This window comes from Streptomyces sp. DSM 118878, from assembly GCF_052936595.1.
This window is the reverse complement of the sequence record NZ_CP193622.1, coordinates 510,971-523,435: the sequence shown is the minus strand read 5'-3', so window position 1 is coordinate 523,435 and position 12,465 is coordinate 510,971. Positions and strand designations below refer to the sequence as shown.

Sequence of the window (12,465 nt, the reverse complement as noted above, 5' to 3'; positions counted from 1 at the left end):
CTACGGCAGCCCCCGGACGTACTCGGTCACCAGCGTCGCCACCGCGTCCGGCGCCTCCATGTGCATGATGTGGGTGGCCTCGACCCCGGCGACCGTGACCGTCGGCCGGGTGCGGGCGAGCACGGCCAGTTCGTCGCGGACCTCTTGCGCGAAGCGGGTGTTGAACTCGCTGAACCACTCCATGCCCGGCGCGGAGGGCAGCCGCCGGTCCGCCCGGGCCAGGAGCAGCGGACGCTCGATGCCGTCCAGCCACTTGGTGACGCCGAGCGCGCCGATCCCGTGGAGTTCGTCGACGAGCTGCCGCGCCGCAGTCCGCTCCGGCAGCGTCTGCCATGTGCCGTCCGGCAGCGGTCGGGCGGCGGCTCGGGCCGCGGCCTCCGCGTGGTCGGCGGGGATACCGAGCCGGGCGGCGTCGGTGACCTTCTGCTCGACGTACCCGGCGGGCGCGACGCTCCCGGCCATCGCCAGCAGCCCCTCGTTCACGCGCTCGGCGCCGGGGTACTCGGGGCTCCACCAGAAGCCGTCCAGATTGACGGCGGCGCGGGTCTGGTCCGGGTGCTCCCGGGCGTACTCGACCGCGGTCATTCCGCCGAGCGAATGGCCCACGATGACGGCATCGGACACGCCGTGCGCGTCGAGGGTGTCCGCGATGAGCTGTACGGCGGTGGACATGGTCCAGGGGGAGACGTCGGGGGAGCGGCCGTGTCCCGGCAGATCGAGGCCGAGGACCCGGTGGTCGGTGGTGAGCGGGGCAGCGGCTGTCTCCCAGTCGGCGAGCGACCGTCCGAAACCGTGCAGGAGAACCAACTGGGGGCCAACGCCCCCGAATTCATGGGCATGTAGGAGAGTCATCGGACATCAATGTAGGGGACATACGGGTATGCGGACACCAGGTTTACGATCTTCCTGACCGCATCGGCCGGGGTCCGTGGCAGGAGCCCGGCGGGGCGCCGTCGTCGCCGCGCCACGGAGTCAGTCCCACCGCCACTCCAGTCCATAGACGCCCGGCGGGCACTTGGCCGGCAGCAGGTGGGCGGTGTGGGACGTGTCGAGGGACACCCGGTGGCGCTGCCGCGGCTCGTCGTCGAGGCGTTCCCGGTAGACGTAGTGGCAGCTCGTCGGGGTTGCCAGCGGATGGAAACGTACGTGCAGCAGGTAGGTCCGGAGGGATTCCCTGAGGCGGCGCTCGTGGCAGTAGGAGGTCGTGGGGGACGGGCCGATGTGGACGGTGTACTCGACCACCGCCGTGTCGTTGCGGGCCAGCGGGCGGCCGAAGGAGATCTCCGCCAGCACACTGCGCAGCTCCGGCAGGAAGCGCCGGTCGGCCAGTTCCCCGCCGCGCACGACGACATCGACGGCGTCGGTCGGCAACGCGTCGAGGAAGTGGACCACGGCAAGCTGCCGGGCACCGTCCCGCACGGCCCGCAGCACGCTCGTCACCGTGATCTCGCGGATGGAACGATGCTCGTCCAGGGTCACCGTCTCGTGGGTGACCAGCGCCTGGGTGTCGGAGTTGAAGTGGAGGAACGCCTCGCCCAGCACCTGTTCGAGGTCGGACTGCTCGCCGTAGACACCGCGGACGGCGGCAGGGTCGTGCGGCAGTGCCCGGCCGCGGGGGCGGTGCGGTCCGAGCAGGGAGCGCAGCGTGCCCTGCCGCAGCCCGAGTATCGGCTCCAACGCGTCGATCGCCCGCAGCGACTGGAGCCGCTCGGGCTGGCTGCGGCCCCGCTGCCAGTGGCTGAGCGTGGCGGGGCTGACGCTGATCCCCTGGGCGTGGAGGCGGTCGCATATGCGCTCCAGGGAGAGCCCACGGTGCCGCAGGGCCTCACGGAAGACGAGCGCGAAGGTGTCCGGGCCTGAGGGGATGAGGTCGTTCGTCATGATTTCTTTCGATGTGGGCGTACGTGCGCCGTTCCGCGGTCGGCCGGTGCCTTCGCCCATACGCCGAGCAGGGGCCGTTCACCGTAACCGGTGGACGGCCCCTGTGACCCGGATCGGAAAAGGATCAGTTGGTGTTCAGCGTCAGGCCGTAGTAGCTGAGCGCGTCATCGAGCGGCTGGAAGTAGGACGAACCGCTGGAGTTCACACCGGAGCACTGCTGGCCGATGGGGCCGCCCGAGGTCATGCCCTGGGCCTGGTTGCCGGAGATGTAGGCGCCGCCGCTGTCGCCGCCCTCGGTGCAGACGGTGGAGCTGCCGAGGCCGGAGACCACGGTGTCGGGGCCGCCGTTCGGGTCGGTGTAGGTGACGCTGACGTTGTACGAGTTGACCTTGCCGCAGGTCCAGGCCGTGGTCTGGCCGGACTTGCAGAGCGCGGAGCCCGAGGCGGCCCGGCGGCTGCCCTGGACGGCGACCGGGCTGCTGTTGCCCCAGGTGCCGACGCTGGTGGCGATGGAGTTGCCGGCGTCGATGGCCGCGATGCCCATGTCCACGCTGCGCGTGCCGCCCGCGAACCGGCTGTGCGTGGCCTTGGCGAAACGCGCGTTGTTGTACGAGAGGACGGGGAGGTCCTCCACACAGTGCCCCGCGGTGACCAGGAACTGCTTGCCGTTCCTGTCGCGGGCGCCGTAACCGACGGAACACAGGTAGCCGTTGTAGGTCATCCGGCTGCCCGGGTAGATCACGGCCTGCGGGGTGAGCTTCTCCTGGCCCTTGACGACCTTGACCGCCTTGCCGTGCTTCGCGGCCTCGGCCAGGAACGCCTTGGTGGCCGCTCCCCGCCCGCTGTTGACCTCGACCCTGACCGTGTCCGAGGCGAGGTCGACGCGCCACGAGGACACGCCTGCGGGGACGCGCTCGGCGGCGAGGGCGTCCAGCTTCGCCTTGATCTGGTCCAGCTCCGCCTGGCCGCGGGCGGGGACCCGGGCCTTGAGGCCGCTCTTCTCGATCTGGCCGGCCTCGGCGGCGTTGTCGGCGTTGACCGTCAGCTTGCCGCCGGCGGTGAAGAAGGCACCGTCGCCGGATATCCCGTTCTTGGCCAGCGCCGCGAGCCGTCTCTGCTGTGCGTCCTGCTCGTCGAGCCGTGCGACGGCGGCCTTCTCGCTGACGCCGAGCGAATCGGCGAGCGCCCGCACCATCTCCGGCTGGTACCGCGGAGCGGCCTCGCCGGCCTGGGCCTGGGTCGTGGTCACGGCGGTGACCGAGAGCAGTGCTCCGACGGCGGCGATGAGGGCAGACTTATGCGAAATGCGCACTCTTATTCCTTCCGGTAGCAGGCAGCGGCCACGCGGCATTCCGGCATCCCGGGCACAGCGACATTCCCGGAATGGGGATTTGGGTGCGTTTCCCGTGAAGGCGGGCCTTTGCCTGGCGGCGAAAGTGGGGGCTCCGCCGCGCCCTGACTTTCGCCCATCCACCTGAGGCTCATCAAGGTTCGTGACCGGGCAGGTTTTTAACAGAGTGGGGTTGAATCTGTTTACCGGACGGGCGGGGCCGCGGCCCTGGACGTCGGCTGGTGGCGTCCGCGCCCACGCGCCCCGCGCCACGTGTCCGGGACCGTTCGTCACTCGTTCAGGGGAAGCCGCTGCGGGGCACGTCTCGTTGATCAACCGCGTGGGAAGGACCGCGGCAGCAACAGGTCCGCCGCGCAAAGGACTTGAAAGCACGGCTTCGCCAGAGGTCCCCCATGACGTCCATGTCGGTGATTCCTCGACGGCCGGATTCCGCAGGTCCGTTCCCGTTACCCCGGAAAGAGGAACCGCATGGCTCGCCCGGCACACAAGGCCTGCAACCGGCGGTGGAAAGCCCTGGTGTTCATCTGTCTCGCCGAGCTGATGGTCGTGCTCGACGGCACCATTGTGAACATCGCCCTGCCCTCCGCCCAGCAGGACCTGCATTTCTCGGACGCCAACCGGCAGTGGGTCGTCACCGCTTACGCGCTCGCGTTCGGCGGCCTGCTCCTGCTCGGCGGCCGCATCGCGGATCTGTGGAACCGCAGACACGCCTTCCTCGTGGGCGCCATCGGATTCGCCGCCGCGTCCGCTCTGGGCGGCGCGGCCGTGAACACCTCCATGCTGATGGGTGCGCGCGCCGTCCAGGGCGCCTTCGCCGCACTGCTGGCACCGGCCGCGCTGTCCCTCCTTTCGGTGATGTTCGCCGACGGCAAGGAGCGTGCCAAGGCGTTCGGCATCTACGGGGCCATCGCGGGCGCCGGAGCCGCGATCGGACTCCTGCTGGGCGGGGTGCTCACGGAGTATCTGACCTGGCGCTGGACCCTGCTGATCAACATCGCGTTCTCAGCCGTCGCCGCCCTCGGCGTTCTCTACATCCCCGTCGAGCAAGGAGCCGGCCGCCGCCGCGGCCGCCGCCTGGACCTGCCCGGTGCCGTGCTCGCCACAGGCGGCCTGGTGTGCCTCGTCTACGGCCTGACCAAGGCGGAGTCCGACGGCTGGGCCGCGCCGGTGACCTTGGCCCTGCTGGGCGGCGCGGCCGTGCTCCTGGCCGCGTTCGTCGTGCTCGAAGCCCGGGTGCGGGAACCGCTGCTGCCGCTGCGCGTGATCCTCGACCGCAACCGCGGCGGCGCCTACCTCTGCCTGGGCATCGTCTTCGTCGGCATGTTCGGGCTGTTCCTCTTCCTCACCTTCTACCTGCAACGAGACCTCGGCTTCAGCCCGTTGGCGTGCGGAGCGGCCTTCCTGCCGCTGACGGCCGGCATCATGATCGGCGCCGCACTGATCGGCACCCGCCTGGCGCCACGCGTTCCCGCGCGGCCGCTGATGATGTCCGGGTTCCTGGTCGGGGCCGCGGGGCTCGTCGTCCTCGCCCAGATCACCCCGACCAGCTCCTACACCGCGATCGTCCTGCCCGGCATGTTCGTCATGGGCCTCGGCCTGGGGACCGTTCTGACGCCCGCCGTCAGCCTCGCGACCCACGCTGTCGAGCCACGGGACGCCGGTGTCGCCTCGGCCATGGTGACCACCGCCCAGCAGATCGGCTGCGCCGTCGGCACCGCCCTGCTCAACACCGTCGCGGCCACCGCCACCGCCGCCCACCTGCGCGACCACCCTCCCCTCGACCCCGCCACCGCCCGGCAGGTCACCGCGCGGGCGACGGTCCACGGCTACTCCACCGCCATGTGGTGCGCGGCCGGCATCCTCGCGCTGGCCGGCGTGGCCGCCGCCGCCCTCATCGACCACCGGCCCCGTACCACCGCCGAACGGCCGACCGGCGAGCGCGGCGCCGGCCGCCGCCGCCTGGCACCGCCATGACGGCGGGCTGGCGCAGCGGGCGTGCGAGCCGTTTCAGCACGGCGCAGGCCAGCAGCATGACGGCGAGACCGACGCCGACCATGGCGAACGTCAGGTCGGCCGCGGCGGCAGGCGACCGCAGCGCCTCAGTGGTCACGGTGTGACCTGGTCGATGACGTCGTGCGTCCGCGACGCGAGGGCGTCGATCTGCGCGTCCGTGTACCAGGCACGGCTGAGCGGCAGATCGATGTGGAGACCGTCGCCGAAGCGGGTGACGACCACGAAGAGCGTGGGAATGCGGGCCATCGGCAGGACCCGTAGCCCCGTGGCGACGAGATCGCCCGGCAGGGACGGCGGGGTGATCCTGCCGAGGTTGGTGACGAAGAAGGTCGGCGGGCACTGCTGCGCCATGTACGGGAAGGCCGCCAGCTCCCGTTCGGGGATTCCCGCGGCAAGGCCCTCGCGCACGGAGTCCGACAGTTCGCGGCCGAGGGCGAGCGGGTCGGCGGGGTCGTCGACGGAGAGCCGGACCGGCATGCCGGAGGCAGCCGACTGCAGGACCTCGCCGGGGATGGGCGGCGTCACCCGCCTGCGCATGTCCACCGCCACGCCGCAGCACACGGAGACGGGCCCGCGGGCGGGTTCGAGCGAGGGCCGTACGGCGGCGGTGAACACCCCGCACACCAGGGAGTTGACGGACAGCGCGTGACGGTGGGCGACGTCGACGAGAGCGGCGGTGCGGGCGGCGTCCACGGTGACGCGGGCGGCCCCGAATGTCATGTCGGGCCCGGGTCCAGGACCCGCCGACGCCGGTGACGGCAGGCGGGCCGGAGGGATCAGCGCATCGATCTCCGCGCGCTCCGCCACGTACTTCCGCAGCTCGTCCGGCCCGTACCTGTGGTGGAACGCGTCCTCGATCGCCGGGGCGAGGACCGGCTGGACCGGCGCCGTACTGGAGTTCCGCCCCGAACACACGGCGGTGTACAGGGACCAGAACGTCTGGTGGAGGGCGATGACGCTGGTGCCGTCCACACACGCCCGCGGCAGTGTGGTGACGAGCCGGTGAGCCGGCCCCGGTGCGTCAGGTGCCCGCCCCGGTGTGTCACTCGTCCGCTCGTCCGTGATCAGCGCCATGCGCAGCAGGGGGCCTTCGGACCAGTTGGTTGTGGCGTTCAGCTCCTGCCGCAGGTCCGTGCCCCGGTCCAGGCGGACGGTGGCGCGCTGCCCGTCGGTGATGCGCACGTACGCGTGTCCGTCCTGGAGGGACAGCTTTCCCCCGAGCACGGGATAGCGGCGCACGAGTTGTTCGAGCGCGTCCTGGAGCGCCGAAGCGTCGATGTCCCCGCGCAGTTCCCAGACGGTGACCACGCGCATGTCACCGGCGACCATCATGGCCTCGTGGTCCGACAGGAGACGTTCCATTTCCCCACCTCTCATTGAAATGCCGCTGACCTTCTCGTGGCGGCGACTGACAGCGCATCCCCCGAACGGCCCGCGGGCCGCCGGGATATGGCGCGCTCTCCCTTCCCGTGAGCGCCGTGGCGAGGGACCCATGCCGCGCGGTCGCGTAGACATGTCCCTGGTGACGACGGAATGCCTACCGAACAGGGACTTCCCGAGCGCACGATGGTCGCTGCCCCACCGTTTGAATCGAAAGGAAAGCCATGTCGGACGAGCCGACCGAAATGCTGCTCCCCAAGGAGAACGTCGATTACGACGCCTTCTACCTGGGGCAGCCGATCGTGGCGGGCATGGAATTGCCCTATCCGAAAGTGCCTTGGGACATCGGTGAACCGCAGCCGGCGGTCGTCGAGCTGGAACAGTCGGTGGACTTCCACGACCCGGTCCTCGACGCGGGCTGCGGGCCGGGGGACAACGCGATCATGCTGGCGCTGCGGGGCCACCGGGTCACCGGCTTCGACAGTTCGCCCGCCGTGCTGCGCACCGCCAGGGAGCGCGCCGCGACGGCCGGGGCCGACGTGGAGTTCGTCGAGGCGGACGCCACGCGGCTCGCGGAACTGACCGGGCGGCGCTTCGCCACCGTCCTCGACAGCGCGCTGTACCACTGCCTCGGCGACGACGAGCGCCACCGGTACCTCGCCGCGCTGCGTCAAGTCACCGAGCCCGGGGCCCAGTTGCACCTGGTGTGCTGGGCGCCGGGGACTCCCGGCGTCCAGCAGCCCATGGTGGTGAGCGAGGAGAACCTCCGCACCATCGTGAGTACGCACTGGGACATCACGGAGGTCCGGAGCACGAGCCTCACCACGGCGGTGGTCCCCGACTCCCTCAGCGACGACGACATCGCCCACTTCCGCCGGTTGGGCGTGACGATCGACAGGGATCGGGTGGAGGTCGACGACCAGGGCAGGATCGTCGGACCGGGCTGGTACCTGCACGCGGTCCGCCGCTGAGCCGCCGCGATCGCCGTCACGCCGCCCCGTCCTTGCGGGCGACGGCGAAGACGCGGCGGAACCGGAAGACCGTGCCGTACGCGGTGGCCGGGTACACCTCGGCCAGGCGCCGACGGTAGGCGGCGAGGAAGTCCTCGGCGGCTCCGGGCTCGTCCGCCAGGGCGCTCAGCAGCGGCAGCATTCCCGTCCCCGTGGTCCAGTCCGCGAAGGGGTCCTTGCCGGGCAGGACATGGGCGTACGTCGACTCCCAGGCGTCCACCGTGAAGCCGAGGGAGGAGAGCCGGTCGAGATAGTCGGCCGGGTCGTGGACCCGGTGGACGGGAAGGACGCCGGTGCCCAGGCGGTCCTGCCAGCGCGGACTCGCGCACAGCTCACGCAGGGCGCCGTGGGCGCGGGACGCGGTGTTGTCGGGGACCTGGAAGGCGAAGACGCCACCGGGGGTCAGGGTCCGCACCCAGTCCTCGAAACGGTCGGGGTGATCGGCCACCCACTGGAGGGCGGCGCTGGAGATGACCAGGTCGAAGGGTTCCTCCGGGGTCCAGCGGCCGATGTCGCCGTGGCGGAAGTGGAGGCGCCCGCCCTCTGGCGTCTCTCCCGCGAACGCGGCGGCGGCACTGATGCTGTCGGCGGAGCTGTCGAGCCCGGTGATGTGCGCGTCCGGCCAGCGTGCGGCGAGCAGAGCGGTGACGCACCCGGTGCCGCAGCCCAGGTCCATGATGCGGGCCGGGCTGCGGGGCAGATCGGGGACGCGGGCGAGGAGGTCGTGGAAGGGGCGGGTGCGCGGGTCGGGGTGGTCGAGGTGGCGTTGGGGGTCCCAGGTGGGAGTGGCGTGCATGGCGGGCCTCCGGGAGAGCGGAAAACGGAACCGGCCGGCGGACCGGCTCTCAGGGCTTGCGGCCGACGCCGCCCACGACGTCGGCCACGAGGGCGGCCCACTCGTGGGAGTACGGATCGTCGGTGTCCGGCCGCCAGGTGGCGAGGGGGACGACACCCGGGCCGACGAGGCGCAGCCCCTCGAAGTAGCCGGTGATCTGCTCGGGTGTGCGCAGTCGGTAGGCGAGGTCGGCGGTCGAGTTGTGCCGTGCCTGGATGGCGCGCCAGTCCTCGGCGGTGTCGCTCACGTCGTGGGACAGCAGGAAACTGCCGGAGGGCAGTGCGCCCATCAGCTTCGCGACGATGCCACAGGCCTCCTCGTACGTGGGCACATGGCCGAGGATGCCGCTGAGGACGAGTGCGACGGGCGACGACAGGTCGAGCGTGCGGGACGCGGCGGTCAGGAGCGCGTCGGGTTCGCGCAGGTCGGCCAGGAGGTAGGTGACGGATTCCGGGGAGGTGGACGCGAGGAGGCCATGGGCGTAGGCCACGGTGCGGGGGTCGTTGTCGGCGTAGACGACGCGGGACCCGGATGCCGCCCCGAGGGCGATCTGGTGGGTGTTGCCGGCCGTGGGCAGCCCCGAACCGATGTCGAGGAACTGCCGGACGCCCTCCTCCAGGGCGAGGTGGCGCACGGCACGGGTGAGGAAGTGCCGGGTGGTGCGCACCCGTTCCACGAGGCCGGGGTTGTCCGCCGCGAGGCGGTTGCCCGCGGCGCGGTCCACGGCGAAGTTGTGCATGCCGCCCAGCCAGTGGTTCCAGATGCGCGCGTGGCTGGGCAGCGAGGTGTCGGTCTCCGGTGCGGGGTCAGCGGCGTCCGCTGTCCGTCCGGGGCGCGGAGGGGAGGTGTTCGGTGCGACGCCTTGGTTCATCACGTCGTGTATGCAAGCAAGCTCTCCTGGTCAGGAACAAGGTCGGTCGGGTCCTTCAGCGCGGTTGCGTAGTGTCGCCGGGGTGGTCCGTGGCCGACGGGGCGGGCCCGAGAGGCGTCTCCGGGGCATGACGTACCGGGCCGCGTGGGCTCGCGGGGCTCGCGGGGAAGTCGGTGCCGGGCGGCGGCGCGGCGCGGCCCGGCGCGTGGTGCCCGGGATCGTCGTCGATCCCGGGGTGGGTGCGCGCCAGATCGATGCGGGAGCGCAGCCGCAGCTTGCGGTAGATCTGCCGCAGGTGGAAACCGACGGTGTGCGAGGACAGGAACATCTGGGTGGCCACCTGACGGTTGGTCAGGCCCTGGGCGACCAGGTCCGCGACCCGGCGCTCGGTGTCGGTCAGGCTCGCCCACCCGGACGCGGGCCGGTCCGCGTGTTTCCAGTGCCGCCGACGCACGCCGAGGCGGCGCAACCGACGGCGTACGCGCGCCTCGTCGCGTGCGGCGCCCAGACGCGCGTACTTGGCCATGGCCCACTCGAGCTCCACCACCGTCGTGGCGCGGTCGGCCTTGCACAGCGCTCCCAGGTCCTCGGCGGCGGAGGCCCCGCACCACGGGTCGCGGTGGGTCTGCACCGCCCGCCGCAGTGCGTCCGCGTCCTGCTGGAGCACCCCCTGCGCGTGCGCGGCGGCGGCGAGCAGCGACGGTACGTCGGCGTTGTCGGCGGCGAGCCGTTGCGCGGCCCGTACCGTCTCCTCGGCCCGCTCCGTGTCGCCCCGGTCGACCGCGGTGCGCACCAGCCAGGCGGCCGCCGCCGGTTCCTCGCAGAACAGGGAGCGCAGGGCGTGGTGGTCCTCGTGGACGGTGGCCAGCGCGGAGTCAAGGCCGTCCAGGTCACGCCGTGCCGCCGCCAGTTGCGCCGACATCCACGCGGCGCCCGCCCGGGAGGCGGCTGCCGCGGCGCCGTCGAGACCCTGTTGCGCCACCGCCTGCGTCAAGTGCTTGACGTGTTCGTCGGCCGCGGCGAGGTCTCCTCGGCGCAGCGCGACCTCGGCCAGGGTGCGCCACCCCAGCGGCGAGTACCGCGGCATGCCCGCCTCGTCGGCGGCGGCGAGCCCTTCGGCGGCCTGGGCCGCCGCGTCCTCCAGGGCGCCCCGGGCGAGGGCGAGTGACGCCCCGAGGATCACGCCGGCGCCGAACAGCACCGGCCGACCGTCGGCCTCGATCTCGTCGCGCAGCGGGCTCAGCAGAGCCGTGGCCTCCGTGGTCTCCCGCAGGTGGGTGAGGATGGTGGCGAGCGCGAGACGGGGCGGGAACGGCCGGCAGACGCCGTGCTCCCCGTCGGCCGAGCCGACCGCCGCGCGGGCCTGCCGCAGCGCTTCGCCGACGCGGCCCGCGTGCCAGTGCGACCGGGCCAGCACACACCGCAGCCCGGCGGACGGGCCGCCCCGGCGTGTGATCTCCTGCCGCGTCTCACGCTCGGCGGCTGCCGCGTCCAGGTCGGCGAGCCCGTGCAGCCTGCCCAGTTCCATGCGCTCGGCGAGACCTTCGGCCGCCGCGGTGCCCGGCGGGGGCGGCCCGGCCACCGCCACGGCCCGCGCGGCCCGGCCGGCGAGCAGCAGCGCCGAGGAGAGCTCGCACCGCAGCACGGTGGCCTGCTCCTGCGGCAGCGAGCCGCCCAGGGAATCCTCGGCCAGCGTGATCGCTCGGGGCAGGGGGCCGCAGCGGGTCAGCGCCTCGACCGCGACGCGGATCAGATTCGCTCGAACGGGGTGCAGCGGACCGGCGATCTCCAGTGCGCGCTGGGCCAGTTCGACCGCCGTTCGAGGCTCGGTCGCCACGACCGCGGTCGCCGCCGAGCACAGCACCGTCACGGCCCGGGTGTCACCACGGCGGGCGCCGTGCACCAGATGGGCCGCGGCGGGCAGGACACCGCCGTCCCGGCCGATGATCATCTCTGCCGCCTGCCGGTGCAGGGACCCGCGCAGCGGTCCGGGCAGCGCCGAGAGCAGCGCCTGCCTGACCAGTTCGTGCCGGAACGCGATGGCGTCGCCCTCGCACACCATGATCCGGGAGTCCAGCGCCTCCCGCAGGGCGGGCAGCACCGAGGCCGTGGTCCCGCCCAGTATCTGCGCGATGTCCTCGGGCAGGGCTGCGCGGCCGAGGATGCAGGCCACGTCCAGCAGCAGCCGGGTGCCCGGCTGAAGGGCCGCGACCCGGGCGTGGACCAGATCGCTGAAGCGGCGCGGCACCGGCCCGTTCCCGATGTCCTCGACCGGCCGGGCGTGCCCTTCGCTCACCCGTACCCGCCGCTCCTCGACGAGGCCGTCGAGCAGTGCGACGAGCGCCGCGGGGTTGCCGTCGGCGGCCTTGGCGCAGGCCAGCAGTTCGGGCGAGGGCTCGGCCGACAGCCGGTCGGCGGCCAGTTCCGCCACGGCCCGGTCGTCCAGGGGCGGCAGGTCCACCCGTTCCGAGCGGTCGGCGTCACCGAGCGCCGCGAACACCTTGGCAGGCAGGGAAGCAGGCAGGGAATCCGCCTCCCCGGTACGGCGGGCGAGCACCCACGCCACCGGCTGAGCCGCGCAGCGCGCCACCAGAGGGCCGAGCGCGGCGAGCGTCGCGGTGTCGGCCCACTGGAGGTCGTCGAGCACGACGGCCACGGGGCCGCGGCGCATCCGTTCGCCGAGCGAGGACCCCAACCGGTCGACCAGCCGGGCGAAGTGGTCGGCCGTGGCCCCGGGATCGGTGTGCGGGGGTTCCGCTTCGGTGCCGATGTCCAGTGCGGTGATCAGGGGGGCCAGGGGGATGGTGCGGCGCACTTCGTCGGCGCCGGCGTACGCGACGGAGAAGCCGCACTGGGCCGCCACCGCCGAGGCGTCGTTCAGGAGCCTGCTGCGGCCGGCGCCGGCCGGTCCTTCGACGAGGGCGACGCCGCCTCGCCGGGGGCCGGTACGGGTGGTGTCGAGCAGATGCAGAAGCCGCGCCCACTGCCGTTCCCTGCCGCGCAGGCGCGGTCCGGACCGGGGGGCCGGCAAGAGCTCGGTGGCGGTGAGAAGGGAGCGGGACGAGGGGGTCGGGTCGATGTGGGGGGTGTGGACACGTGATGACAATCGCAGCCCCTTGTGCCA

The 12,465-nt window shown here is 72.5% G+C and carries 9 protein-coding genes; 2 read left to right on the top strand and 7 right to left on the bottom strand.

The genetic code is table 11. From position 1 onward, the window contains the following. The 3 genes from ACRAKF_RS02190 to ACRAKF_RS02180 all read right to left on the bottom strand — a co-directional run bounded on the left by ACRAKF_RS02190 (position 1) and on the right by ACRAKF_RS02180 (position 3,193). Positions 1-852, bottom strand: a complete 852-nt coding sequence (locus ACRAKF_RS02190; protein ID WP_447034995.1) for an alpha/beta fold hydrolase — start codon at positions 850-852, stop codon at positions 1-3. A 120-nt stretch (positions 853-972) separates the two neighbouring features. Continuing rightward, the gene (locus tag ACRAKF_RS02185) at positions 973-1,881 is read right to left on the bottom strand and encodes a helix-turn-helix domain-containing protein (RefSeq protein WP_447034993.1); all 909 of its coding nucleotides are present in this window, start codon (positions 1,879-1,881) and stop codon (positions 973-975) included. 124 nt (positions 1,882-2,005) lie between these two features. After that, the gene (locus tag ACRAKF_RS02180) at positions 2,006-3,193 is read right to left on the bottom strand and encodes a S1 family peptidase (protein WP_447034992.1); all 1,188 of its coding nucleotides are present in this window, start codon (positions 3,191-3,193) and stop codon (positions 2,006-2,008) included. A 507-nt stretch (positions 3,194-3,700) separates the two neighbouring features. On the opposite strand from ACRAKF_RS02180, the gene ACRAKF_RS02175 reads away from it, so the two are divergent. Next, entirely contained in the window at positions 3,701-5,206 is a 1,506-nt protein-coding gene (locus ACRAKF_RS02175; protein ID WP_447034990.1) for an MFS transporter, read from the top strand. Positions 5,207-5,338: 132 nt separating this feature from the next. Here ACRAKF_RS02175 and ACRAKF_RS02170 read toward each other — a convergent pair whose 3' ends face one another. After that, on the bottom strand, positions 5,339-6,607 hold the full coding sequence (locus tag ACRAKF_RS02170) for a phthiocerol/phthiodiolone dimycocerosyl transferase family protein (RefSeq protein ID WP_447034989.1): 1,269 nt from the start codon (positions 6,605-6,607) through the stop codon (positions 5,339-5,341). 242 nt (positions 6,608-6,849) lie between these two features. Between ACRAKF_RS02170 and ACRAKF_RS02165 the strand changes: the two genes are divergently transcribed. Next, positions 6,850-7,596 (top strand): class I SAM-dependent methyltransferase, encoded by a 747-nt coding sequence (locus ACRAKF_RS02165; RefSeq protein WP_447034988.1) that lies wholly within the window; start codon positions 6,850-6,852, stop codon positions 7,594-7,596. A gap of 16 nt (positions 7,597-7,612) precedes the next feature. Here the strand turns inward: ACRAKF_RS02165 and ACRAKF_RS02160 are convergent, their stop codons facing one another. The 3 genes from ACRAKF_RS02160 to ACRAKF_RS02150 are packed head-to-tail and all read right to left on the bottom strand — an operon-like array spanning position 7,613 to position 12,447. After that, positions 7,613-8,431 carry a methyltransferase domain-containing protein gene (locus tag ACRAKF_RS02160; protein ID WP_447034987.1) on the bottom strand — a complete coding sequence of 273 codons (819 nt, stop codon included), beginning with the start codon at positions 8,429-8,431 and terminating at the stop codon, positions 7,613-7,615. Between the two features lie 49 nt (positions 8,432-8,480). Then, positions 8,481-9,341 carry an SAM-dependent methyltransferase gene (locus ACRAKF_RS02155; RefSeq protein WP_447034986.1) on the bottom strand — a complete coding sequence of 287 codons (861 nt, stop codon included), beginning with the start codon at positions 9,339-9,341 and terminating at the stop codon, positions 8,481-8,483. A gap of 55 nt (positions 9,342-9,396) precedes the next feature. Further along, positions 9,397-12,447 carry an ATP-binding protein gene (locus ACRAKF_RS02150; protein WP_447034985.1) on the bottom strand — a complete coding sequence of 1,017 codons (3,051 nt, stop codon included), beginning with the start codon at positions 12,445-12,447 and terminating at the stop codon, positions 9,397-9,399. Positions 12,448-12,465 lie beyond the last annotated feature (18 nt).